The sequence below is a fragment of the Undibacterium sp. MH2W genome (genome assembly GCF_049340215.1).
GTDB lineage: Bacteria > Pseudomonadota > Gammaproteobacteria > Burkholderiales > Burkholderiaceae_D > Undibacterium.
Window position 1 is genome coordinate 208903 of the sequence record NZ_JBMPPA010000004.1, and the last position, 24612, is coordinate 233514.

A 24612-nucleotide genomic window follows, 5' to 3' on the forward strand; every position below is an offset into this window, starting at 1 on the left:
TGTAAAAAGATATGACTGACACCTTACAAAAATTCATGTTCGAAAACGCCGGCGTACGTGGCGAACTGGTTGAACTTGAATCGTCTTGGCAACACATGTTGTCGCATAAAACCTACCCAAAAGCAGTCCAAACGATGCTGGGTGAGCTGATGGCTGCCTCTGCGCTCTTATCCGCGAATTTAAAATTTAACGGCACCATGATTATGCAAATCCATGGTGATGGTCCAGTCAAACTCATGGTTGTTGAATGCGATGCCAACTTACGACTGCGCGCTACGGCAAAACTCGCGGACGATGCTGTCATTGAAGACCATGAGACGTTGAAAGAGCTTGTCCATGCACATGGGCAAGGACGGTTTGTCATCACCCTCGATCCCAACGATAAAGTGCCAGGACAACAAGCGTATCAAGGCATTGTTCCGTTGGACGGCGACAGTGTAGCGACAGTCATCGAAAATTATATGATGCGATCAGAACAGCTCGATACTAAGCTCTGGCTCGCAGCAGATGACAAAGTCACGCGTGGATTGTTGTTACAAAAATTGCCGGAAATTGGTGGCTCCGGCGTGCAGGCAGAAGATGGCGAGGATATGTGGGCACATGCCGTCATGCTTGGTGACACCCTGAAACATGAAGAGTTATTGAGTACAAACATTGAGACCTTAATGCGTCGCTTGTTCTGGGAGCAAACCTTACGTGTCTTTGATCCGCTGCATCCTGTGTTTCATTGCAGCTGCACCCGTGAAAAAGTCGGTGATATGCTCAAAATGTTAGGGCAGGCTGAAGTCGATGCCGCCATCACTGAGATCGGACGACTCGATATCAATTGTGACTTTTGCGGCAAGCACTATGGATTTGATCAAGTCGATTGCGCCCAGTTATTCGCTGCAAAAACCTTAGCAGAAGGCACGGTTGTTGCACCGGAAATTAAACACTAAACACCTCGAGTTGGCACGAAAATAACTGCGCTCTCAGCACTCTCAATCCTCCGCGCTTGCGGAGGATGTTTGCATTAACCTCTATTGGCTGGACGCGCCATGTGATTAATGCACTTTAAAAACAGTAACGTTTTTATTTAAAAAGTCTGCCATAGTTCGAAGCACACTCAATCCACTGCGAACATTCTCCACATTATTCAAATTTCCTTCATTTTCCGCGACGAGATTTTTGACTGATTCAACCATTTGCGACATGTACTGCTCTTGATTCTTTGAACCAATCGCCACCAATTGCACCAACTGCCCTAGCGAACTCGCTGTCGTTGTTACACGCTCAATGACTTCATTGATCGACGATACTTTTTGCGTTCCAGTTTGAACTTGCTCTTGAGATGTTTCGATGAGCAACTTGATTTCTCTTGATGCATCTGCACTTCTCCCCGCCAAGCTTCTTACCTCAGACGCGACCACGGCAAATCCCCTTCCGTATTCACCTGCTCTTGCTGCCTCTACTGCGGCATTTAATGCCAGGATATTTGTCTGAAAAGTGATGCCTTCAATCAGGGAAACAATATCGGAAATTTTCTGAGAGAACTCAGTGATTAACATCATTTGCTGTAGCGCAGCGGATACCGCAGCACTACTCAATTGTGCGACGCGAGACATATCATCTGCCAATCGCATTGCCTTCTGCGCGCTTGTAATATTGTCTAATGTAACGGTATTGTTTTTTTGAATGAGGATAAATGAGTCGTTCAATGCTTCGGATTGAAGCCTTGCCTTACTCTCCATGGCAAGGCAATCTGCCTCTACCGATTCGACCGTTGTGTCGATTTCATTTGCACTCACCTTAATACTCCGAACGAGCTGCGTCATTCCGTCGGAAATTTGGTTAAACGCACTGATTGTCTGACCTACCTCATCTTGCCCTTTGGTTTGTAGACGATTCGAAAAGTCTCCTGTCGCCATCAATCGAGCTGAGTCCGTGACGTGTTGCAGCGGATTAAATACTGATCGCATAATTCGGATACAGAAAAAACAAGCAAACACCAGCGATACTACCAGCATAATGATGCCCCTTCTCTGCTCGCTCGCTTGCAATTTCTCAACATTGGCCCTGACAGTCACAATTTGATCATTATAAAATTTTTGCGCTTCGTTAATCGATGTACCTAATTTTAGCAATCCTGGTTTTAAATTTCCCTCTAACATTGATATCGCGGCATCCTTTTTACCCGCTTTGATGAGCCGAGAAAATTTAATGAAATTAACGAGTATTCCTGAACTATTGTTACCAATATTCTCCGCTAGCCTCTTAGAATCCTGATTGGACTTATCCGAGAGAATTTTTTGCAACGATTCAATCTCGTTACCAACAACCGGTCTCTGCGCTTCAATTAAAGACAAATACTTATCTCGGTCGGTGTCGTTGTCAGCCAAAAGTGCATCGCGCGCAATCAGACTCATTTCAGCCAGATCTATTTCGAGCGACTCTAGCTGCGATAGTTGGGGCAAATTAGTATTGAGCAATTCCTCGTAGGATAAACGGGTCATTCTCGCATCTTGAAATCCAGAAAAAGTAATCAACAGCATCATAAAAATTAAAACGATATAGCCACCGGCGATTCGACATGCAAGTGCATGCTGAGCAATACTTTTTACTAGCGCTTGTAATCTATTTCTCATTTTGCTATCCACCTGAGTAATTTTTAATTCCGGCATCCGTTATTGATGATTTATCCGGTCTTACTGTGCTTTCATTTCCTTGATACCCGTCCCATTGATGCATTAAGCCAATTTTGAGTGCAAGTCGGTATCCCAGTAGGATCGCAATAACTACGGAATGTGATAAGGGCGTCAAAATCCCGGGTTTCATCGACCACCAAAAATGGAGCAAAACGAGTACTGCGATCAGATAGATAGTCTTATGCAAGGTCATCCAGAATCGTCCGAGTCGACGCTTTAACGAATCAAGCGACGTCAAAGCAAGAAGAGACAATAGAATCATCGCAACAAAGCCTGTCAATAAATACGGTTTATCCTTGGCATCTTGGACAGCTATATGTAAGTCAAAATCAATATCAAAGATCACATAGAGCGCCACATGATTAGTGGCATAAAAAAAGGACCACAAACCCAACATCCGGCGCAATTTAATCAGCCAATTCCAATCAGAGAGCCGTTTCCCATAGGGTTGTTTGAATTTGATTGCGGCAGTGCATAGCAAACGGCGAGAAGGTGTGACAGCCAAGGTTGCCGCTAACATGATGAGAGAGAAGCGGCCTGACAAATGCGTCAATTGATTTAAGGGATCCTCATTCAACTGACCAGTCAAGTACTGATAAAGTGTCGCCACTCCCGGAAGGCAGCAAAGGACAAAAACGCTTCGTTGAACGCGAGTGTAATTATTTTTTAGCCACATCCCGAACATCATATTAATACAATGCCTTCGCATCATTATGTGCATACAAATAAGCAACCTGATCTGCATACCCATTCAACATCAACGTTGAATGTTTTTTCATCTCACCTATACTATTTTCCCGCTGCTGACTCCAGCGAGGATGCGATACGAGCGGATTCACATTTCCATAAAAGCCATATTCACTTGGAGCAAGAATGTTCCAGCTTGTAGCAGGTTGCGACGACACCAAACGTATATGCACAATTGCTTTGGGATTTTTAAAACCGTATTTCCACGGAACAGCGATGCGTAATGGAGCTCCATTTTGTTTAGGAAGTGGTTTTCCGTAGAGCCCTGTAACAGCGAAAGTTAAAGGATGCATCGCCTCATCAATGCGTAACCCCTCTCTATACGGCCAGATTAAACTGCCAGCACGTTGCCCAGGCATTTCGGAACGACGATGGACACTCTCGAATGCCACAAAGCGAGCGCGACTCGTTGGTCGCGCCCTATCGATCAAACGTGCCAAAGAAAATCCAGTCCATGGAACCACCATTGACCAGCCCTCAACACAACGGAAACGATAAATGCGCTCCTCCATTGCAAAAAGCTTCGTCAAATCGTCGATATCAATAGTGAAGGGATTTTCTACTTCACCGTCTACGGTGATTGTCCATGGATGCAAAGTTAGGTCTTGCGCCAATACTTTGACGGCCTTCTTGTCATTAGAAAATTCGTAGTAATTATTGTAGTTAGTGATCAACTCAATGGGGGTTGCTTTCAGCGCACCCGCATTCTCATCATCCGAAGTCAAACCATCTTTTGCATACACTGTACGATCCAAAAAGCTACTCCCGGTCAACATGCCGGCAATGAGCATTTGCCTTCTCTTTTTAAAGAAGATCTCCTCAGGCGTGACCTGATTTTCAGAGATCCTCGACATCGAAAAGGAAGGCATATGTGCAATTTACTTTGCAGGCAATTCAGGTAGTTTGATCGCCTTGTAGGGGGAGGATAAAGCCTCCAGAAAACTGACGAGACTATTTTTCTCATCCGCGGTCAGACCTAATGGCAGGAGATTGGGGGAAATATTGGATCGCACAGCTCCGCCTTTATCGTAATGATCAATCACTTCAGATAAGGTTTTTGCAGAACCATCATGAAAATACGGTGCATTACGCGCCACCTCTCTCACTGTCGGCGTTTTAAATGCCCCTTTCATCGCTGCGACAGGCTTCTGTAGATAGCGTCCAAGATCCGGCTCTGGATTACCGAACGACGCCAATCCGATATTATGAAAACCACTATCTGAGAAATTTGCGCCACTGTGACAGGCGATACAGTTTGCTTTTCCAACAAATAACTTAAAACCGTTCACTTGTTGCACTGTCATTGCTTTCGAATCACCTTTTACCCAGCGATCAAATGGCGATTGATTACTGATAATGGTGCGTTCAAACGATGCAATGGCTTTCGATAATGTCACCTCATTGATCAGTTCACCAGGATAGGCTTTCGCAAATTTTGCTTTATAAGCTTCATTCATATTGAGCCAACGAAACAACTGAGCGATATCCATATTCATCTCTGAATTACTTTGCATCGGACCCATTGCTTGATCTTCAAGCGAGGATTTTCGTCCATCCCACATCTGAATTTTGTTGTACACCGTATTGTATAAAGCGGGAGTGGCTCGCCCTAGAATAGTCCCCTTCACACCCTTTGCTGTCGCCAGACCGTCAGACCAACCTAAACCAGGGTTATGGCAAGTAGCACAGGACATGTTGCCCTCGCCTGATAACCGGGGGTCAAAAAAGAGCGCCTGACCAAGTGCTATACGTTCTGGCGTTGGCTTGTTATCTGCTGGATAGGGAACAGGACCAAGTACAAATTCTTTCAGACTAGGATGCCCTGCCTGAAAAACGTACTTGTTTTCCTGTGCCATGGATGAGGTAAAAACGAAACTCAACAATAAAAAACACCATATCGCTTTCATTTTGTTTCTCCCTACTTAAATTTTCGAATTGAAAAAAGGAAATTGAGCAAATCATTTATTTGCTCATCTGTTAATTGCTCACCCCAGGGTGGCATACCCTTTCCACGACCATTCGCCTCCCCACCTTTACGAATCATTTGTGCAATGTATTCGCGCGGCGCAACAGATAAAGTGAGATTAAACGGAGGTGGTGTATGTAATTTTGCTGCACGACCATTTCCTAAACCTTCCGGTCCATGGCAAAGAATGCAGTAATTGAGAAACGCGGCATGACCACGAATGATCGAAGCTTCCATGGAGTCTTTAAAGTGACGCACAACGCATTCATCACTCACCTCACCATTGCACATTTTCAGTGCCTCTTGCGTGATCGTTTTTTTGGCTGGCTCATCCGCATGTACGACAAGCGCGTGACCCATCAAAAAAAGACCCAAAAATAAAGAATATCGAAATCTCATTTCTCGACCTCAATCACCATTTTCATGTTCGGGTGAATCGAACATTCGACTTCCACTTTTCCCGCTGCGTCAAAGGTGACTTTTTTAGACTGCCCCTGCGGAAACGACCCCAAATCAAATGACTTGGCATCAGACAATGAGAAAATGTTATGGGCGATTGCGTCAACATTTTTAAACTCAACCGTATCGCCTACTTTCACTTTCAGTACTTTCTTACTGAATTGTTTATCTTTTTGCTCAATCACATGCTCTGCCGCAAGCAGTTGGGTTGTGCACACCGATAAAGCAATGAATAAGACTGTGCGTAACATCAGAGATCTCCCTTTTTTCCTCATAGCACTGCTTAACGCTATAGCTTGCACCATGACCTCACAATGTGCTTGGCACATCGATCCGAACAATGCGTCCGACAAAAGCGTTACATCAAAAATATTTGGTGATGGAATTTTTTGTTGAAGATAAAACAAAAGCGAATTACTGATATTGATTTTAGTGCAACGCTATTTTTTGCCTATCCCTAGGATTAGCGATGGATCGATCAATAAGAAGGAAGAAAAAGTGCTTACGGCATGTGTAACGATGTCATCGCACCGCAAACGCATAAGGAAGATAGCCGTTAAGGCTTTTTTTTGGGGAGGGGAATACCACTCAAAGGAGAAATAAAAAAAGAAAAAAAGAAGAGAAAAAAAAGCCAATCACCTTTACGGTCATTGGCTTTTCTTCGGCAATTGTAACGCAATCAGAATGCAGCAATGCCAGTTTGCGCACGTCCCAAAATCAACGCATGAATATCGTGTGTACCTTCGTAAGTATTCACCACTTCTAAATTCACAAGATGGCGAGCGATACCGAACTCATCTGAAATACCATTTCCGCCCAACATATCACGAGCCATCCGAGCGATATCCAGTGATTTACCACAAGAATTACGCTTCATGATCGATGTGATCTCGACGGCGGCAGTACCTTCATCTTTCATTCGACCGAGGCGCAAACAACCTTGTAACGCCAAGGTAATTTCTGTTTGCATATCAGCGAGCTTTTTCTGGATAAGCTGATTTGCGGCTAATGGACGTCCAAACTGTTGACGATCCATTGTGTACTGACGCGCGGTATGCCAGCAGAATTCGGCAGCGCCAAGTGCGCCCCACGCAATGCCATAACGGGCAGAATTGAGACAAGTGAATGGCCCTTTGAGCCCTTCCACGTGCGGCAGCAAATTTTCTTCCGGCACAAAAACCTCATCCATCACGATTTCGCCAGTGATCGATGCACGCAAGCCAACTTTGCCATGAATGGCGGGAGCAGATAAGCCTTTCCAGCCTTTTTCGAGAATAAAGCCACGGATACGACCATCATCCGTTTTCGCCCATACGACAAACACATCCGCAATCGGACTATTGGTGATCCACATTTTTGCGCCAGACAGCGAATACCCACCAGGTACAGATTTAGCGCGTGTCACCATGCTGCCAGGATCGGAACCATGATTCGGCTCTGTCAAACCGAAGCAACCAATCCATTCTCCGGTGGCTAATTTAGGCAGGTATTTTTGTTTTTGTGCTTCGCTACCGAATTCATTGATTGGCACCATGACCAACGAACTCTGCACGCTCATCATCGACCGGTATCCAGAATCAATCCGTTCGACTTCACGTGCAACCAAACCATAACAAACGTAGTTAAGACCTGCGCCACCATATTGGCTTGGAATCATGGAGCCTAATAAACCAAGCTCACCCATTTCACGGAAGATAGCAGGGTCAGTTCTCTCGTGACGAAACGCCTCCAGCACCCGTGGCGCCAGTCTTTCTTCGCAGTATGTACGTGCAGCCTCTTGTACCATGCGCTCTTCATCGCTCAATTGCGAGGACAACAACAAAGGATCTTCCCAACTAAATACTGCCTTGGCCATCTAATTCTCCTGATTATTTTTTTATCTCAATGTACTACGATGCCCTGAATGGGGTACATCAGGTGACATCCGCCGTCTTACCTGTGTATGGCACTATTTTATGACTTTTTTAGCTACAGTACCACTTCACTCCGGAACGATGGCGGTTACTTCGATTTCTACTTTAGCACGATCTTCAATTAAGGCTGTGACTTGCACTGCGGTCATCGTCGGATAATGTTGTCCAATGAGTTCACGATAGGCGATTCCTATTTCTTTATACGCCGCGATATATTCTTTTTTATCAGTGACATACCACGTCATCCGCACAATATGTTCGGGGCGCGCGTTGGCCTCTGCCAGCACGTCAACAACATTCTGTAGTGCCTGACGTACCTGCCCCGCGAAATCATCGGTATGAAACTGCCCTTGCGCATCCCACCCTATCATACCGCTGACGCAGACTGTTCGTCCCGATGCGGCAATACCATTAGAGTAACCGCGCGGTCTCATCCATCCTTCTGGCTGAAGTATTTGTAGCATGTTCATTCCTCTGTCTTGGCAGCAGCAAACTCTTTCAGTAACTCTCTGCCGATAATCAATTGTTGTACTTCGCTCGCTCCTTCGTAGATACGCAAAGCACGAATCTCACGATAAAGTCGTTCTACTGGCATATCGCACACCACGCCTAATCCGCCAAACATCTGTAAGGCAGCATCAATCACCTGTTGCGCACTTTCTGTTGCCGTTAGTTTTGCCATTGCCGCTTCTTTTGTAACCTTCTTGCCTTGATCCCGCTGCCATGCTGCGCGGTAAATCAATAAAGCTGAGCTGTCCACTGCCATCGCCATGTGCGCAAATTTTGCTTGCGTAAGCTGAAAATCAGCCAGTGTTTGCTGAAACATGCGACGCGTCGTCGCACGTTGCAATGCTTCATCCAGCGCACGCCGCGCAAATCCTAGGGCAGCGGCTGCCACGGAAGTCCGAAATACATCCAATGTTGCCATCGCGACTTTAAATCCTTGCCCAGACTCCCCGATCCGTTGCGTCACCGGAATCCGGCAATCATTGAACGTCAGGCGCGCCAGTGGATGCGGTGCAATCACGTCAATGCGCTCTGCAATGTCAAAGCCCGGCACATCAGCATCTACGATAAAAGCAGAAATACCTCGCGCCCCAGGTGCTTCTCCGGTCCGTGCGAAGACGACATATACGTCGGCAATCCCACCATTCGAAATCCACGTTTTTTCGCCATTCAAAACGTAATGTTCACCATCGAGTGTCGCGGCACATTGCATCGAAGCGACGTCTGAGCCCGCCTCTGGCTCCGACAAAGCAAACGCTGCAATTTTTTTTCCAGACGCCACGGCAGGTAAATACGCTTCTTTTTGTGCTGGTGTGCCAAACAAACTAATCGCACCCGAGCCCAGTCCTTGCATCGCAAAAGCAAAATCAGCCAAACCCGAATGGCGCGCCAAAGTTTCCCGCAACATGCAAATCGCACGTGTATCGATCACATCATGTATGCCACCATATGCTTGGCCGCCAATCGCATAACGAAGCCAACCAGCATCACCGAGCTGCTTGACGAGATCACGACAAGCCTGATCAACATCGTGGCCATGTGCATCGGAAATATGGGTTGCTGCCCATTGATCAAGCGCTTGCTGGAGCTCACCATGCCGCGAATCAAAAAAAGGCCAGTCGAGGTAGCTACGATCTGCCAATATCTGTGTCATGTTCAATTTCCTTCAAATACCGGCTTCTGTTTAGCGACGAATGCATGATAAGCACGATGAAAGTCATTCGTCATCATGCAGATTGCTTGTGCTTGCGCCTCCGCTTCAATTGCTTCATCGACCCCCATGTTCCATTCTTGTTGCAGCATTTTTTTTGTCATTGCATGCGCAAAGGTCGGTCCTTCTGCCAAGGTTTTTGCGTAGTGTCGCGCATCAGAGAGCAGATCATCCGGTGAACTCAGACGGTTAAAAAACCCCCACCGCTCGCCTTCTTCTCCAGACATTGAGCGACCAGAATATAGGAGATCGGAGGCACGCCCTTGCCCGATAAGCCTCGGCAAAATGGAGCAAGCCCCCATGTCACAACCAGCCAGCCCAACGCGCGTGAATAAAAACGCTGTTTTACTACGTGCCGTTCCGAAACGAATATCCGATGATAAGGCGAGAATGGCACCAGCACCCGCACACACGCCATCAATCGCCGCAATAATCGGTTGAGGACAAGCACGCATCGCTTTGACCAAATCGCCCGTCATTCGTGTGAAACTCAAAAGGCCAGGCATGTCTAATTGGGTTAATGGTCCGATGATTTCGTGCACATCCCCACCGGAACAAAAGTTCTCACCGGCACCCGAAATCACCACGGCTTTCACATCATCCGCATAGGCCAAGACACGAAACAAGTCGCGCAATTCGGCGTACGATTCAAACGTGAGTGGATTTTTACGCTCGGGGCGGTTCAGTATGATGGTCGCTACTGCATCAGCGACTTCAAAATAAAAATGACTCGCCTCGTAGGCTGCAAGATGTTGACGCCCGCCTGGTAATTGATGGGGCTGCCCTGGAAGATATTTCATCATTTATTCCTGTTCTGACTTCATTTTTGAAACATTCAAATGTGTTTTGACTTGTGATAGCAATGCCGATAAATGCGTTTTATCTTTGGCGGGCACGCCTGCAAATAACTCGGCAATCCACGCTTCGTGGACGGCCGCCATACGCTGAAACGCGATTCGTCCAGCGGGTGTCAGCATGACACTATAAGCGCGACGATCCTTAGGATCAGGAACGCGCATCACTAAGTTTTCTTGTTCGAGTTGGTCAGTAATACCGGTGATATTGCCACCAGTGACCATCATGCGCTTGGACAACTCTCCCATCCGCAATCCCTCAGGATATCGCTCTAATTGCGCCATCAAGTCGAAACGCGGCAAAGTAATACCAAACTCATTTCTTAATCGTGATCGGATTTCTGACTCGACCATCACGGTACACGACAACATGCGCAGCCATAGGCGCAATGAATCATGATGATCGTCTGTCAGACGCGTTTCCAAATCGGATGCGTGATCTAAGTCATCACCAGAAAATTCGGCGCTCATTGCATCACCTCACCACCAGCGACCGCGATAGCCTGACCAGTCATCGCGCTGGCACTTGTCTGGCACAACCATGCCACCGTATGTGCGACCTCTTCAGGTTGAACAAGGCGACGCATCGGATTGCCCTCTGCCAGCGCAGCCCGCGCTTGGACTTCAGTGCGCCCCGTCTTGATCATGATATTGGCAACAGCATCCTGAACAATATCGGTTTCAGTATAACCAGGGCACACCGCATTGACGGTGATACCCTTATCCGCCACTTCTAATGCCAATGAGCGTGTCAGTCCCACAACCGCGTGTTTGGAAGCGCAATAAGCGCTGACATAGGGGTAACCAATCCGACCGGCGGTACTCGCGATATTCACAATTCGTCCCCAGCCTTTTGCTAACATCGCGGGCAAGACCTGCCTTGTGCAATGAACTGTTCCCATCAGATTGACATTGAGCATGTCGTTCCATTGTTGAACATCGGTTTTGAGAAAAGGTGCCGAACTCGCTTGACCCGCGTTATTGATCAGTATTGCGATATGCCCAAAACGCGTAACGGCTTGGTCAATACCCCTCATCACCGAGTCAACATTGGCGACATCCATCACGACATAAGCGATCGCTGCAGCCCCTGTGCCGTCCGCACTTTCTACACCGTCTCGCTTAGGGTAGGATTCCGAGAGGCGACGAGCGGCTGTCCGCAACCCATCTTCATTTCTGCCAGCAATGGTTACGCGATAATTTTCTTTTAATAACGCCTCAGCGATGGCAAGACCTATGCCTTTACCGCCACCGGTAACGAATGCATGTTTCATTTCTGTTGATGGCATTATCCGACCTACCCTTCAAGTAACTTCGCTGCAATCTGTTGCGGCGTCAACCCAGCGCTGGCAGCGGCAATTTGACGTTCACGCTCGGCGTTGCGTTCCATCTGAAATTTTCCGGCGAGGTATTGCTTCGGCCAACTTATTTCTGTCACGCCAAGCTTGGCAGCCTCATGGAAGGTCCAGGCAGGATCGGCGAGATGCGGACGCCCCACGGCACACAGATCAGCGCGACCAGAGGCAATGATGCTATTGGCATGATCGGCCTCAAAAATCGACCCCACCGCCATCGTCGGAATCTGTACTTCATTTCGAATACGATCAGAAAATGGTGTCTGAAACATCCGTCCAAACACAGGCTTCTCTGCTTTACTAACCTGCCCCGAAGAGCAATCAATCAGATCTGCGCCAGCTGCTTTAAAAAGTCGAGCGATTGCGACCGCATCGTCGGGTGTAATACCGCCCTCAACCCAGTCATGAGCTGAAATCCGGACGGAAATGGGTTGATGTTGCGGCCAGACGTCGCGAATTGCCTTGAATACTTGCAATGGAAAGCGACACCGATTTTCTAATGATCCGCCAAATTCATCCTGACGCTGATTCGTTAAAGGAGAAATAAAACTCGACAACAAATAGCCATGTGCGCAGTGGAGTTCTAACCAATCAAAACCAGCCTCTGCTGCCGCTTTCGTGGCTTTGACAAAATCATGCAAGACACGATCCATATCAGCCAAAGTAGCGGCACGGGCGCGTTGCGATATTCCTGGCAGATATTGCTGTTCGGATGCCGAGATCAACGGCCAGCCATTTTCCTCAAGGGGTTGATCGATGCCATCCCAACCAACTTTCGTTGCGCCTTTCGCACCCGCATGGCCCAACTGCATCGCAATTTTGGCATCGGTGTTGGCGTGCACAAAATCAACGATCCGTTTCCATGCTTTCGTGTGTTCGTCTGAATACAATCCAGGACAAGCTGGCGTGATGCGCGCATCAGCTGAAACACACGTCATTTCTGCAAACACCATTCCAGCACCACCCATCGCGCGACTTCCCAGATGCACCAAATGATAATCCCCCGCCACACCATCGACAGCAGAATATTGCGCCATAGGCGAAACGACAATACGATTTTTGAGGACAACATCACGCAGCTTAAATGGGGTCAACATCGGAGGTATTGTTTGACCGACGGGCGGCTTCGGCAAACCAGCCTTGATAAACGCTTGCTCAGCAATCCATTGCTCAACACTCCGGACATAACCAGCATCTCTGACCCGTAAGTTTTCATGCGATAAACGCTGGCTGCGAGTCAACATCGAGTACGCAAACTGCGGCGCTTCTAACGCGGTGTAGCGCTTGACGTTCTCAAACCACTCCATCGAATTACGCGCTGCACTCTGAATTTTCAACACTTCAACCGATCGCAATTGCTGATAATGATCAAGCACTGCAGCCATTCCCTCATGGCCTAATTGCGCAAAACTGTTGCTCAATTCAATCGCATCTTCCAATGCTAGTTTGGTACCAGAACCAATCGAGAAATGGGCGGTATGCGCTGCGTCGCCCATCAAAACGACAGGCACTCGCTTGTCAACAATGGTGTTCCAATGGACCCAGTTTTTGCAAATAATACGAGGGAACTTAATCCAGTTTGCTGATCCGCGCAGATGTGAAGCATTGGCCATCAATGCATTACCATCGAGATATTTGGCAAAGATACGTTCACAAAAGTGAATCGCCTCTTCTTGCGACATCTTATCGATCCCTGCTTTCAGCCACACTTCCTCTGGCGTCTCGACAATAAAGGTCGCAGTGTCACCATCGTATTGATAAGCATGCGCCTGAAACCAGCCAAACTCCGTTTCCTCAAACGCAAAGGTAAAAGCAGAGAACAGTTTTTTGGTTCCCAACCAAACAAACCGGCATGTGCGTGGTTCGACATTGGGTTGATAACTGCTCTCATAGCGAGTTCTGATCCGGCTATTTAATCCATCTGAGGCGATCACCAGATCCGCATTGTGCTGGGCAGCGAGCGCCTGATCGTCAATGACATCTGTCTCAAAGACAAGTTTCACGCCGAGTGATTCGCACCGTTCCTGTAGGATATTGAGTAAGCGTTTTCGACCGATACCACAAAACCCATGTCCACCTGAGGTGATAACCTGTCCCTTAAAATGGGTATCAATATCATCCCAATGGTTAAACGCCTGCAAAATTGATCGCGCCGTCTCTTCATCCGCCTTGACCAAGTTGCCGAGGGTTTGATCGGAAAAGACGACGCCCCAACCGAAGGTGTCATAAGGGCGATTTCGTTCCACGACCGTGATGTGGTGTTCAGGATGTTGCTTCTTCATCAGCATCGCGAAATACAGTCCGGCAGGTCCCCCACCGATACAAAGAATATTCATTTACTGCCCTCACAATCTATTTCGTTGGTATTTACCGATCGATATACTGGAATCAGGTATTTGTTATCCAATTAGCTCAGCCTTAATTTAAAACGCTGCAACTTACCGGTTTCTGTTCGTGGCAAGCTCGTTTTGAATTCGATCGCACGGGGATATTTGTACGGTGCAATCGATTTTTTGACAAAATCCTGTATCTCCTTGATGAGCGCATCATCGGCATCAAAGGCCGGTCGCAGCACAATAAACGCTTTGACGATTTGTCCTCGCTCATCATCAGGCAGTCCGACAACAGCGCACTCTGCTACAGCTGGATGAAGAAGGATTGCGTCTTCCACTTCCGGGCCAGCGATGTTGTAACCGGCAGAGATGATCATGTCATCGGTTCGAGCGCAATACCAAAAATAGCCATCTTCGTCCATTTGATACGCATCACCCGTCAGGTTCCAACCATTGACGACATATTTCTGCTGGCGGTCATCAGCAAGATAGCGGCAGCCTGTGGGGCCCTTCACCGCTAGACGTCCAATTTGTCCCGCGCCGAGCATTTGGCCTGCATCATTCAAAATACAGGCTTGATAGCCGGGGATAGGCTTTCCTGTCGCGCCCGACCTGACATGTTCATCTGCGGCAGAGATAAAGATATGCAACATCTCTGTTGCACCGATACCATCGATCATCGTCAACCCCGTTGCTCGCTTCCACGCTTCTCTTGTTGACACTGGCAGCGCCTCTCCGGCGGAGACGGTTTTACGAAGATCATGGAGATCAAATTGACTAACGAGTGGCGCCATCTGGCGATAGAAAGTGGGTGCCGTAAAACAGATCGTCGCGTTGAAATCGCTGATCGCTTTTAATAAAGACTCGGGTGTTAGTTTTTCAAGTAAAACCGCAGTCGCTCCCACACGCAACGGGAACAGTAGCAATCCTCCCAAGCCAAACGTGAACGCTAACGGAGGGGTACCAATGAAGACATCACGCATTTCCGACTTCAGTGTCGAGCGTGGGAAGCAATCACATATTGCCATCACGTCTCGATGAAAATGCATTGTGCCCTTGGGCTTTCCTGTCGTTCCGGATGTGAAGCTAATCAGACAAACGTCCTCGGCAGAGGTATCGACCGCGGTAAATTGCGGCGACTTGTCGCGCATCCGCGATTCGAGCGCATCATCACCGCCGCTGAAATAAAACACATGGCGTAAGGTTGGAGATTGTTGCTGGGTCTGCTCTAATTCTTCTCGAAGTGAATAGGCACAGAGGGCATGGGTAATCTCCGCTTTCTCACAAATAACACTGAGCTCTTTGGCGCGGAGAAGCGGCATCGTCGGTACGGCAATGCCGCCGGCTTTGATCACTGCCAAAAAACATGCTGCCATCATCGGTGTGTTTGTACCCCGAAGAAGTACACGATTTCCAGGCACCATCCCACACTCTTCCACAAGCACCCGGCAAAGACGGTTGACGGTCTGTTGCAGATGATCATAGGTCCATGACTCAGCATACGTCCGTAGCGCCAATTTGCTACGAACACTGTCAAGCTCGTTGCAGGTTCGATCCAAAATTTCATGGACACAATTAAGACGGTCGGGATAGTTTAATTCCGGCAACGCAAAGATAAGCTCTGGCCATTGCTCGCGTGGTGGTAGGTTGTCATGAGCAAACGTATCCACGTGGGCTGATGGCGCTCTTACACTGAAATCCATGCTACCTCCTAGTACCAAGGGGGATATAGAAATGTAACGACTTTACACTTCAATGCAATATACTTTAAACCTAAACTATTTAAAGGTAAAGTATTTTTAAAATAGCATGTGCGTTAAATCAATGGCTGAACGTTATTGGAGATCATGAAAGACGGGGTGACAATCTCGATGAGGCCGACGAGTAATGAAATGACTTCACACTGCAATCGAAGTCCTAGTGGAACTCAAATTCAAAGTCAAAGTCGAAATCGAAAAATATTAATTTTTAGACAAAGATAAGATCAACTAATCGGCTCAGGTCAACGCAGGCGGTACACACCCCTCTACCTTACGCAGCACAACACCCCCTTGATCGATCGCCCGTTGCAGGTCACCATTCTCAAGAGCGGCGACCGTTTCTGGGTCATTTTTTGCATGTTCAATCCCTAACGCTTGGTTGCGCCCACCTGATTTAGCCATATAGAGCGCGAGATCACTCAGATGAAGTGCCCTTTCCCACCCCAAATCAACATGAGGCGCACAAGGCAAAGGTTGAAGGATATACCCAGCAGAGATAGTCGATGAAATCCGCTGATGACCAAACGAAATGGCGGATTCTGCGACGATGTTAATCGCCCGCTCTACAACTGGCACGACACGTTCGACCGGAATGCCGTGCAAGAAAATCAAAAATTCCTCGCCACCCCACCGCATCAACATATCTTTCTCACGCAGAATACTCTGTAAACGACGACCAATTTCAATTAACACCTGATCGCCAAACAAGTGACCATAGGTATCGTTGATTTGCTTGAAATGGTCGATATCCAAGAGCATTAGTACGTTGACGCCTGCCGAATCTTCAGCCCGTGATGGCATGCGTACTTGGGAGCGCATAAAGTTCTGGAAAGCGCGACGGTTCAATAGTCCCGTCAGGGGATCACGCGTTGATTGGTCCGCCAAGGTGACATTGGCATTTTCGAGAATGACATTATTTCGACGAGCACGACGATAGAGCCAAGTAATCGCCGCAGTGACAACGCCACCCACAATGCAGGCGAGAATTGCGACAACGCGTTGCAGGCCTTTATTCTCAAGTTCTACAGCTTGTAATTTATTTTTTTGCTCGAGAACGTCGATTTGTTTTTGTCGCTCGCTTAGATTGAAGCGAACCTGTAATTCCGACACCGCCTTATCCCGCTCTGCCTGAAACAGATCTTCGCTGATCTTACGTTGCTCTTGCATCGCGGCTAATGCATCCTTATACAATCCCGCCCGCTCATACGCCGCCGCCAGATCGCCTAACGCCGATTCCATATTTTGGGTCGCTTTCGTCTGGCGTGAAAAATTAATACCCCGCTTCGCCTCTGCTGCACCTTGTGAGATGAGCCCCATACTCATATGACACACACCGATATTTCCATAGGCAATCGCCGCCGTATCAAGCTTGCCGTCTTTTTGGGCGATGGCGAGTGATTTTTGCGCGTAATCGACGCAGGCCGCATATTTACCCTGATTCATGGCAGCATCGGCCATGTTATTTAAGGCCAGCATTTGATCATGGCGATCACCAACACTTCGAGCGATCTTCAACGCCTCAGAATACGCCGCGTTCGCCTCATTCCAATTGTCTTGATTGGCAAATGCATAACCTCGCATATTCGCAATGTTGGCCATTAACACGCGCGCGTTGAGCTTTTTCGCTAATTCATCAGCCCGTGCGTTGTATTCAAACGCCAATTTCTGGTCTTTTAAGCGAAGATAAAGCCGACTAATATTATTGAGGTTCTTTGCGCGCCGAAGCTCCGTCAGTCGCGTTCGATCATCAACGACCTCCATTGCTGCCAAATCGTGCTCTAGAGCGACCTTAAAGTTACCCACGTTGGCATATAACTCGCCGGCGAGCGTATGCACTTCATTGTTGAGGCGCGGCTCGGAAACGGTCTTGGAGATCGTGAGCGCTTGTTCAATTGTTCCAATCGCATCCACCAACAAGACCTGGTCCTTGAGCATGGCCGCCTGATAGGTCAAGCCCATTGCGGTGGCAATCGGATCATGAAATTGCCTACCATGCAACAGGAGGCTCTCATTAAGCATTTTTGCCTGCTGCGCATCACCACCATCGATGTAAAGCGGGATGAGCGCAATGAGTAATTCGCGTCTGTCTATCGCTGTTGCTGCATCAGGCATGCGTTGCAATAGCGCCTGCAACTGCATGACCGCCTGATCGTGGTGACTTTCTGCAAGATCTCGCAAACGAGAAATTTCATGTGAGACTGGCGATGGTCCTGCGTTCGCTACCTGAGCCACCGTGACACCGCCACCAATGATCATTGCGCAAAGAACATTCAACAAATGATGGCGTAGGGGCGATGGAAACATAGATGACCAAGTCAAAATAATGTGGCGAACGATTTTTTCTATCAGGAAACGCTAATAGTGTCATAACGCAACATCAAAGCGCAATCGCCATGCGAAAATATTTCATCTATTTTCGCGTTGAGGTCAGTGTTTCGCGGGATGCTTTTTTGCACCATGTAATGAGGACGGCGTTTCGGGTGCCAATGCGGGAGGTGGTGGTGCAGACGGAGGCATCACTGCATTTGTGTCCAGAATCTGTACGAATGTTTCGTCTTTTTTTATCATCCCTAACTCAAAACGCGCACGCTCTTCAACCGAGTCCGTGCCCGTTTTTAAGTCTGCCACTTCAGATTCAAGCTTGGCATTACGCTCTTTAAGCTGATTATTATTCGCTTTCGCTTGCGCAACCTGCCGCTGAAATTCCCAAACACGCAGCCAACCACCTTTACCCAACCACAGCGGATATTGGATCAATGCCAGCAAAAGGAGAAAACAAACAGCAATCAGGCGCACAGAGACTCACAAAAGACAAAAGTACACAAATAGTACACAAACAAAAAGGGGAACATCGTTCCCCTTTCCTATCTGAAAACGAGTAATTACTTCAGATTATAGAATGCATCACGACCTGGGTAGCTAGCGATTTCGCCCAAATCTTCTTCAATACGCAACAATTGGTTGTATTTTGCCATACGATCAGAACGGGACATAGAGCCAGTTTTGATTTGCAGTGCATTCATACCAACGGCGATATCAGCGATCGTGCTGTCTTCAGTTTCGCCAGAACGATGGGAAATCACCGCTGTGTAACCTGCACGCTTTGCCATTTCAATCGCAGCGAACGTTTCTGTCAGTGTACCGATTTGGTTAATTTTGATCAAAATCGAGTTAGCGATACCCTTCTGGATACCTTCTTTCAGGATCTTGGTGTTTGTCACAAACAAATCGTCGCCAACTAACTGGACTTTTTTACCCAGTTTTTCAGTCAGAATTGCCCAACCTTCCCAGTCACCCTCTGCCATCGCATCTTCGATGGAGATGATAGGATATTTGTCGACCCATGTTGCCAACAGATTGGTGAAATCTGCAGCAGACAACGTCAGGCCTTCGCCTTCGAGATGGTACTTACCATCTTTGTAAAATTCACTCGCAGCGCAATCCAGACCCAAAGCGATTTGTGTACCTGGCTCATAGCCTGCCGCCTCGATCGCTTGGATGATCATTTTGATTGCAGACTCATGATTATCAACGGAAGGAGCAAAACCACCTTCGTCACCCACGGCTGTTGTCAATCCTTTTTCTTGCAGGATTTTTTTCAGTGCATGGAAAACTTCTGCTCCGTAACGAACTGCTTCGCGGAACGTTGGTGCGCCAACAGGGATAATCATAAATTCTTGAATATCCAAGTTGTTGTCAGCGTGTGCGCCACCGTTAATCACGTTCATCATTGGCACTGGCAATTGCATGGCGCCAGAACCACCGAAATAACGATACAGTGGCAAGCCAGCTTCTTCTGCAGCAGCTTTTGCCACCGCCATCGAGACTGCCAACATGGCATTCGCGCCCAAACGGCCTTTGTTTTCAGTACCGTCGAGATCGATCAATGTACGATCCAAAAACGCTTGTTCGTTCGCATCCAGACCCATGATGGCTTCTGCGATTTCAGTATTGATATTTTCGCAGGCTTTCAATACACCTTTGCCGAGGTAGCGAGATTTGTCGCCATCGCGTAATTCGATCGCTTCGCGAGAACCAGTCGAAGCACCAGAAGGCACGGCAGCGCGTCCCATGACGCCAGATTCCAGCAATACATCACATTCAACTGTTGGGTTACCGCGCGAGTCAATCACTTCACGACCGATAATATCAACGATGGCACTCATTCAATTCTCCTAAACGATCAACAATACTGCGAACAAAGTAAAAATCAGAGACGGCAACATGCGTATTTTATCAAACTTAAACATGCAAAAATAATAACATGCGATGTTTGATGGCGCATGCTGCCCATGACATCGCTCACCAGCTTTCACATCTCCTTAAAGACTGATCGCTTCGAAGCAACATCAGTACGACGGACCTAAGCGCACTGGCAAGCGTGCGTGTATTTGTTTCAATTAAAAACTTGTTTCCAGGAAGCTTGTCTTCTTCACGACGCGATCAAGATCAACCAACGTCGATAACAATTCCTTCATACGATCCAACGGTACCGCATTAGGACCGTCACACAGCGCTTGCGCAGGATTTGGGTGCGTTTCCATGAACAAACCAGAAACGCCCACAGCCACCGCTGCACGTGCCAGAACAGGAACGAACTGACGCTCACCACCAGAGGATGTGCCTTGACCACCAGGCAATTGCACGGAATGTGTTGCATCAAAAACGACAGGACAATGGGTCTCACGCATGATAGCGAGTGAACGCATATCAGAGACCAAGTTGTTGTAGCCAAAAGAAACACCACGTTCGCAGGCCATGAAATTATCTTCATTCAAACCTGCCGCCTTAGCTGCAGCACGCGCCTTAGCTATGACATTAACCATATCATGAGGAGCAAGGAACTGCCCTTTCTTGATATTGACTGGTTTACCAGAACGACCACATGCCTCGATAAAGTCTGTCTGACGCGATAAAAACGCTGGCGTTTGCAACACGTCAACCACTGCAGCAACGGGAGCAATTTCTTCAATGGAATGGATGTCGGTTAATACAGGGACACCAATTTCTTTCTTTACGTCTGCCAGAATTTCCAACCCTTTTTCCATTCCTAAACCACGGAATGAGTTGCCGGAAGAACGATTGGCTTTGTCAAAAGAAGACTTATAAATGAATGGAATACCCAGCGCCTGTGTGATCTCTTTCAGATAGCCCGCTGTATCGAGCGCCATCTGACGTGACTCGATCACACAGGGACCAGCGATCAAAAAGAAAGGCTGATCCAGACCAACATCAAATCCACATAACTTCATGTTAATTATCCTTGTGCCTTTTTATGGGCAAGAGCTGCTTTAGCAAACGCGATAAACAATGGATGACCATCACGCGGTGTCGACTTAAACTCTGGGTGATACTGCACACCAATGTAGAACGGGTGAACATCACGTGGCAATTCCATGATTTCGCACAGATCTTCAGTAGCCGTACGAGAAGAAACAACCAAGCCAGCCGCTTCAACGCGTGTCAGGTAGTGATTATTGGCTTCGTAACGGTGACGGTGACGCTCAGTGACGACATTACCGTAAATTTCCGCAGCCAATGTGCCTGGCTTAATTGCGCAAGTTTGCGCGCCGAGACGCATTGTGCCACCCAGATCAGAGTTTTCATCACGTTGTTCCACTTTACCGTCGTGATTTTTCCATTCGTTGATCAATGCAACGACTGGCTGTTCTGTTTCTGGATCGAATTCAGTCGAGTTGGCCATTGTCAAACCTGCCATGTGGCGGGCATATTCAATGAGGGCAACTTGCATACCCAAGCAAATACCGAGGTAAGGGATTTTGTTTTCACGTGCGTAACGGGCTGCGAGAATTTTACCTTCGACGCCACGCTTACCGAAACCACCTGGCACCAGAATAGCATCATACTTTTCAAGCGCTTTCGTGCCATTCGCTTCGATTTCTTCCGAATCGACGTACTCAATATTGACCCGGCTTTCAGTATGAATACCTGCATGACGCAGGGCTTCGGTCAATGATTTGTAAGATTCGGTCAAATCAACATATTTACCGACCATACCGATCGTGACTTGTTCTTTTGGATTTTCGAGGGCATAAATCAATTTATCCCACATCGATAAGTCAGCTGGTTTTGGTGACAACAATAATTTGTCGCAAACAATCTTATCCAGACCCTGATCATGCAACATTTGTGGAATCTTGTAGATCGTGTCAGCATCCCACACAGAGATCACACCCTCTTCAGGGACGTTAGCAAACAGGGAGATTTTTGCGCGTTCATCGTCTGGAATTGGACGGTCAGCACGGCACAGCAGCGCGTCAGGGAAAATACCGATTTCACGCAGCTTTTGAACGCTATGCTGTGTTGGCTTTGTTTTCAGTTCACCAGCAGCAGCAACGTAAGGAACCAAGGTCAGATGCACAAACGCAGCGGCATTACGACCAGCGCGCAAACTCAATTGACGTGCAGCTTCTAAGAACGGCAGGGATTCAATATCACCGACCGTGCCACCAATTTCAACCAGCGCAACGTCAGCACCAGCTGCGCCACGGTGAATGAACTCTTGGATTTCGTTGGTGATGTGAGGAATAACTTGAACAGTTTTACCCAGATATTCACCGCGACGTTCTTTACGGATCACGGATTCATAAATCTGGCCTGTTGTAAAGTTATTCACTTTCTTCATCTTAGCGGTGATGAAGCGCTCATAGTGACCCAAATCCAAGTCAGTTTCCGCACCGTCGTCGGTCACGAACACTTCACCGTGTTGGAATGGACTCATCGTACCCGGATCAACGTTGATGTACGGATCCAGTTTGAGCATGGTAACTTTGAGGCCGCGAGATTCTAAAATGGCGGCGAGAGAGGCGGCAGCGATGCCTTTGCCTAATGAGGAGACTACGCCCCCCGTAACGAATACGAACTTAGTCATTGCAGAAGGTGCCGAACGGCACAAGCGGGAAATTCGAATTATACATCACTCTGCAGCAGAGTTCACACTTTCCCGCCAAACTCAGGCAAAAAAACGCGAATTACATGGCGTAGATTAGTTGCAATTTAACAATGTTTTGATTTCCGATTGCATTAGACATCTCTTTAATTTCATTCGCTCGACGGAAAATGGATGCCCTCAACGCATACTTTTCGCCTTGCCAAAGGTAACCTGCCTCTATTTCGCCGCCCTGTCGTTTCGCATGCACTTTAGGTACATCATCACTGAAATAAGCACCTTGTATCGTCGCGTTGTACGCCACTTCTTTAACATCGGCACGGAAAAACCCATAACTCGCCTGCTGATAAGGCAGCGCATTGAGACGCCCGAACCGTATTTCAAGCTCCGCCCCCACATCCGTAAAAATATTCCCAAAGCGCCCGTGGATCTTGGGGGTCACATCAACGTCTGCAAAAGGAAGGAGTCGCCCGGGTGACAATTCACTCGACAACACAACGCCCAACTCATTGTGGTATTGCGTACTCCAGCCCTGAGGCAATGGCTGGTTAATAATGCGGTGTAATTGCGCCTGCGTTCGCGCGCCACCCGCACATTGACCAAAACAACCAATGTCGAGACCCCAACGCCAACTCTTTCCAGTAACATCTGCGTGGGTATTAAAAACACCACCGTAGAGCCAACCAGCATAAGGGTGATCATTGGAGGCTAACTGTGAAGGCAATAATTTCACATCTGAGGCGGTGTACAGATCTTGTCCAAGACGCCATCCGTACTCTACCGACTGCAAATCTGTCTGTGAGACATAGGTTTTTTGTAGGTGATCGCCTGCCGTATAGAATTTATCGTCCTTATTGAACAAAAAACTATCATTTTCAAGCTCAAGCATCCATATCTCACGCCCGTGTTGCATGACCGATTGCGCCTCGCTCCACGAAGGATTGCCCACCGTCGTAAAACCAACGCCCTCTGCTGCGACCACTCCCGACGCAGCAGCAACTACGCACGCCAACATGGTTTTCATCATCGTGTTTGATTGTTTTGTCATTTTTATGGATGTCATTCAACAACGTCAAAAAGCTTAAAAAATTGCAAGGTCAACTCATGTGAGCTGTAACTTCGCCAACATCGCCAGCACTGCTTGTGCGGTTTGCTTTGGGGTTTCCATCGGAATCAAATGTCCGCCGGGTATCAAAGTGTAATTCGGCTCCATCAGTTTTCGCGTATAAAAATCACCCGCCTGTGCGCATTCTACCGATTCCGTGCCACCGACAAAACCAATAGGTACGGGCGGTCGACGGCGAATCAAGCGTCCTAATCCGTGAGGCAATCCCAGATAAACGGCCGTTTCTACCTCACGGGTAAAACGTAAAGTCACACCCTCTTCCGTTTCTACTGTGCCAGCATGGATGTAATCCCACAAGACTTCTGGCGGCCAGATCGCAAATATCTCTTTTGCTGCAAAATGGTCAAATGCTGCTTGCTTATCTTTCCATAGATGCTTGCGTTTCTCTGAGAATCGCGCTGGACCATATTTTCGATCGACGCCCAGCCATTTAGAAACCCTGACCAACAGCGCTCTCCAGCCAGCAACAATCGGAGAATCAATCACAACCACACCCCGCACCAAATCAGGCCGTGCTCGTGCAACCATCAATGACAATATCCCGCCCAAAGAATGCCCCACCAAAATGACAGGCTGCTGATATCTCGACTCCAAGGTATCAATTAATTCTCGGGCAAGATTTCGCCAACCATCATCAACAGGATAATCGGGATGATGCCCAAGCATGTCTGAGACCTGCACGTCATACTTTTCTCGCAAATGCTCAAGAAAGACACGGTAGGTGCCCGATGGAAAACTGTTCCCATGCACAAAATGAATAATCGATTGATTGGCTTGCCCGGTCATAA

General features: G+C 47.8%; 22 protein-coding genes. 1 reads left to right on the plus strand and 21 read right to left on the minus strand.

The genetic code is table 11. The annotated features are described in order from the left end of the window. Nucleotides 1–11: 11 nt before the first annotated feature. Entirely contained in the window at nucleotides 12–938 is a 927-nt protein-coding gene (hslO, locus tag ACO0K2_RS11510; RefSeq protein WP_423018858.1) for an Hsp33 family molecular chaperone HslO, read from the plus strand. A gap of 105 nt (nucleotides 939–1043) precedes the next feature. Here hslO and ACO0K2_RS11515 read toward each other — a convergent pair whose 3' ends face one another. The 21 genes from ACO0K2_RS11515 to ACO0K2_RS11615 form a co-directional block, all read right to left on the minus strand. Further along, complete coding sequence (locus tag ACO0K2_RS11515) at nucleotides 1044–2624, minus strand: methyl-accepting chemotaxis protein (RefSeq protein ID WP_423018860.1); 1581 nt, start codon at nucleotides 2622–2624, stop codon at nucleotides 1044–1046. Nucleotides 2625–2628: 4 nt separating this feature from the next. Continuing rightward, nucleotides 2629–3435, minus strand: a complete 807-nt coding sequence (locus ACO0K2_RS11520; RefSeq protein WP_423018862.1) for a sulfite oxidase heme-binding subunit YedZ — start codon at nucleotides 3433–3435, stop codon at nucleotides 2629–2631. Beyond that, the gene (gene msrP, locus ACO0K2_RS11525; protein ID WP_423018864.1) at nucleotides 3374–4300 is read right to left on the minus strand and encodes a protein-methionine-sulfoxide reductase catalytic subunit MsrP; all 927 of its coding nucleotides are present in this window, start codon (nucleotides 4298–4300) and stop codon (nucleotides 3374–3376) included. The genes ACO0K2_RS11520 and msrP overlap by 62 nt, the downstream gene beginning before the upstream one ends. Nucleotides 4301–4309: 9 nt before the next feature. Next, complete coding sequence (locus tag ACO0K2_RS11530) at nucleotides 4310–5338, minus strand: cytochrome-c peroxidase (RefSeq protein ID WP_423018866.1); 1029 nt, start codon at nucleotides 5336–5338, stop codon at nucleotides 4310–4312. A gap of 11 nt (nucleotides 5339–5349) precedes the next feature. Then, the gene (locus ACO0K2_RS11535) at nucleotides 5350–5796 is read right to left on the minus strand and encodes a c-type cytochrome (RefSeq protein WP_423018868.1); all 447 of its coding nucleotides are present in this window, start codon (nucleotides 5794–5796) and stop codon (nucleotides 5350–5352) included. Next, on the minus strand, nucleotides 5793–6107 hold the full coding sequence (locus tag ACO0K2_RS11540; protein ID WP_423018870.1) for a plastocyanin/azurin family copper-binding protein: 315 nt from the start codon (nucleotides 6105–6107) through the stop codon (nucleotides 5793–5795). The genes ACO0K2_RS11535 and ACO0K2_RS11540 overlap by 4 nt, the downstream gene beginning before the upstream one ends. Before the next feature lie 428 nt (nucleotides 6108–6535). After that, entirely contained in the window at nucleotides 6536–7711 is a 1176-nt protein-coding gene (locus ACO0K2_RS11545; protein ID WP_423018872.1) for an acyl-CoA dehydrogenase, read from the minus strand. A 126-nt stretch (nucleotides 7712–7837) separates the two neighbouring features. Beyond that, nucleotides 7838–8239: a RidA family protein gene (locus tag ACO0K2_RS11550; RefSeq protein WP_423018874.1), complete on the minus strand. Its 402-nt coding sequence runs from the start codon at nucleotides 8237–8239 to the stop codon at nucleotides 7838–7840. Continuing rightward, nucleotides 8236–9417: an acyl-CoA dehydrogenase family protein gene (locus ACO0K2_RS11555; RefSeq protein WP_423019389.1), complete on the minus strand. Its 1182-nt coding sequence runs from the start codon at nucleotides 9415–9417 to the stop codon at nucleotides 8236–8238. Before ACO0K2_RS11555 ends, ACO0K2_RS11550 begins: the two co-directional genes overlap by 4 nt. A 14-nt stretch (nucleotides 9418–9431) precedes the next feature. After that, nucleotides 9432–10286 (minus strand): enoyl-CoA hydratase family protein, encoded by an 855-nt coding sequence (locus ACO0K2_RS11560; RefSeq protein ID WP_423019391.1) that lies wholly within the window; start codon nucleotides 10284–10286, stop codon nucleotides 9432–9434. Between the two features lie 3 nt (nucleotides 10287–10289). Then, nucleotides 10290–10811, minus strand: coding sequence for a MarR family winged helix-turn-helix transcriptional regulator (locus ACO0K2_RS11565; protein WP_423018876.1), 522 nt, complete (start codon nucleotides 10809–10811; stop codon nucleotides 10290–10292). After that, nucleotides 10808–11629 (minus strand): SDR family NAD(P)-dependent oxidoreductase, encoded by an 822-nt coding sequence (locus ACO0K2_RS11570; RefSeq protein WP_423018878.1) that lies wholly within the window; start codon nucleotides 11627–11629, stop codon nucleotides 10808–10810. The genes ACO0K2_RS11565 and ACO0K2_RS11570 overlap by 4 nt, the downstream gene beginning before the upstream one ends. An 8-nt stretch (nucleotides 11630–11637) precedes the next feature. Beyond that, nucleotides 11638–14031, minus strand: a complete 2394-nt coding sequence (locus ACO0K2_RS11575) for a bifunctional salicylyl-CoA 5-hydroxylase/oxidoreductase (protein ID WP_423018880.1) — start codon at nucleotides 14029–14031, stop codon at nucleotides 11638–11640. A 71-nt stretch (nucleotides 14032–14102) separates the two neighbouring features. After that, nucleotides 14103–15731 carry a benzoate-CoA ligase family protein gene (locus tag ACO0K2_RS11580; RefSeq protein ID WP_423018882.1) on the minus strand — a complete coding sequence of 543 codons (1629 nt, stop codon included), beginning with the start codon at nucleotides 15729–15731 and terminating at the stop codon, nucleotides 14103–14105. Between the two features lie 294 nt (nucleotides 15732–16025). Beyond that, a complete protein-coding gene (locus tag ACO0K2_RS11585; protein ID WP_423018884.1) occupies nucleotides 16026–18092 on the minus strand; it encodes a tetratricopeptide repeat-containing diguanylate cyclase in 2067 nt (688 codons plus the stop codon). Between the two features lie 123 nt (nucleotides 18093–18215). Next, complete coding sequence (gene ftsB, locus ACO0K2_RS11590) at nucleotides 18216–18584, minus strand: cell division protein FtsB (protein WP_423018886.1); 369 nt, start codon at nucleotides 18582–18584, stop codon at nucleotides 18216–18218. 86 nt (nucleotides 18585–18670) lie between these two features. Then, complete coding sequence (gene eno / locus ACO0K2_RS11595; RefSeq protein WP_423018888.1) at nucleotides 18671–19954, minus strand: phosphopyruvate hydratase; 1284 nt, start codon at nucleotides 19952–19954, stop codon at nucleotides 18671–18673. Nucleotides 19955–20188: 234 nt separating this feature from the next. Next, nucleotides 20189–21040, minus strand: a complete 852-nt coding sequence (gene kdsA / locus ACO0K2_RS11600) for a 3-deoxy-8-phosphooctulonate synthase (RefSeq protein ID WP_423018890.1) — start codon at nucleotides 21038–21040, stop codon at nucleotides 20189–20191. Between the two features lie 5 nt (nucleotides 21041–21045). Next, a complete protein-coding gene (locus ACO0K2_RS11605) occupies nucleotides 21046–22680 on the minus strand; it encodes a CTP synthase (RefSeq protein WP_423018892.1) in 1635 nt (544 codons plus the stop codon). Between the two features lie 100 nt (nucleotides 22681–22780). Continuing rightward, nucleotides 22781–23746 (minus strand): lipid A-modifier LpxR family protein, encoded by a 966-nt coding sequence (locus ACO0K2_RS11610; RefSeq protein ID WP_423018894.1) that lies wholly within the window; start codon nucleotides 23744–23746, stop codon nucleotides 22781–22783. A gap of 54 nt (nucleotides 23747–23800) precedes the next feature. Beyond that, a complete protein-coding gene (locus tag ACO0K2_RS11615; RefSeq protein WP_423018896.1) occupies nucleotides 23801–24610 on the minus strand; it encodes an alpha/beta hydrolase in 810 nt (269 codons plus the stop codon). Between the last annotated feature and the right edge of the window lie 2 nt (nucleotides 24611–24612).

Coding starts and splice junctions, on each gene's coding strand:
- hslO (WP_423018858.1), top strand. CDS start 12: ATGACTGACACCTTACAAAAATTCATGTTCGAAAACGCCGGCGTACGT.
- ACO0K2_RS11515 (WP_423018860.1), bottom strand. CDS start 2,624: ATGAGAAATAGATTACAAGCGCTAGTAAAAAGTATTGCTCAGCATGCA.
- ACO0K2_RS11520 (WP_423018862.1), bottom strand. CDS start 3,435: ATGGGTATGCAGATCAGGTTGCTTATTTGTATGCACATAATGATGCGA.
- msrP (WP_423018864.1), bottom strand. CDS start 4,300: ATGCCTTCCTTTTCGATGTCGAGGATCTCTGAAAATCAGGTCACGCCT.
- ACO0K2_RS11530 (WP_423018866.1), bottom strand. CDS start 5,338: ATGAAAGCGATATGGTGTTTTTTATTGTTGAGTTTCGTTTTTACCTCA.
- ACO0K2_RS11535 (WP_423018868.1), bottom strand. CDS start 5,796: ATGAGATTTCGATATTCTTTATTTTTGGGTCTTTTTTTGATGGGTCAC.
- ACO0K2_RS11540 (WP_423018870.1), bottom strand. CDS start 6,107: ATGTTACGCACAGTCTTATTCATTGCTTTATCGGTGTGCACAACCCAA.
- ACO0K2_RS11545 (WP_423018872.1), bottom strand. CDS start 7,711: ATGGCCAAGGCAGTATTTAGTTGGGAAGATCCTTTGTTGTTGTCCTCG.
- ACO0K2_RS11550 (WP_423018874.1), bottom strand. CDS start 8,239: ATGAACATGCTACAAATACTTCAGCCAGAAGGATGGATGAGACCGCGC.
- ACO0K2_RS11560 (WP_423019391.1), bottom strand. CDS start 10,286: ATGAAATATCTTCCAGGGCAGCCCCATCAATTACCAGGCGGGCGTCAA.
- ACO0K2_RS11565 (WP_423018876.1), bottom strand. CDS start 10,811: ATGAGCGCCGAATTTTCTGGTGATGACTTAGATCACGCATCCGATTTG.
- ACO0K2_RS11570 (WP_423018878.1), bottom strand. CDS start 11,629: ATGCCATCAACAGAAATGAAACATGCATTCGTTACCGGTGGCGGTAAA.
- ACO0K2_RS11575 (WP_423018880.1), bottom strand. CDS start 14,031: ATGAATATTCTTTGTATCGGTGGGGGACCTGCCGGACTGTATTTCGCG.
- ACO0K2_RS11580 (WP_423018882.1), bottom strand. CDS start 15,731: ATGGATTTCAGTGTAAGAGCGCCATCAGCCCACGTGGATACGTTTGCT.
- ACO0K2_RS11585 (WP_423018884.1), bottom strand. CDS start 18,092: ATGTTTCCATCGCCCCTACGCCATCATTTGTTGAATGTTCTTTGCGCA.
- eno (WP_423018888.1), bottom strand. CDS start 19,954: ATGAGTGCCATCGTTGATATTATCGGTCGTGAAGTGATTGACTCGCGC.
- kdsA (WP_423018890.1), bottom strand. CDS start 21,040: ATGAAGTTATGTGGATTTGATGTTGGTCTGGATCAGCCTTTCTTTTTG.
- ACO0K2_RS11605 (WP_423018892.1), bottom strand. CDS start 22,680: ATGACTAAGTTCGTATTCGTTACGGGGGGCGTAGTCTCCTCATTAGGC.
- ACO0K2_RS11610 (WP_423018894.1), bottom strand. CDS start 23,746: ATGACAAAACAATCAAACACGATGATGAAAACCATGTTGGCGTGCGTA.
- ACO0K2_RS11615 (WP_423018896.1), bottom strand. CDS start 24,610: ATGACCGGGCAAGCCAATCAATCGATTATTCATTTTGTGCATGGGAAC.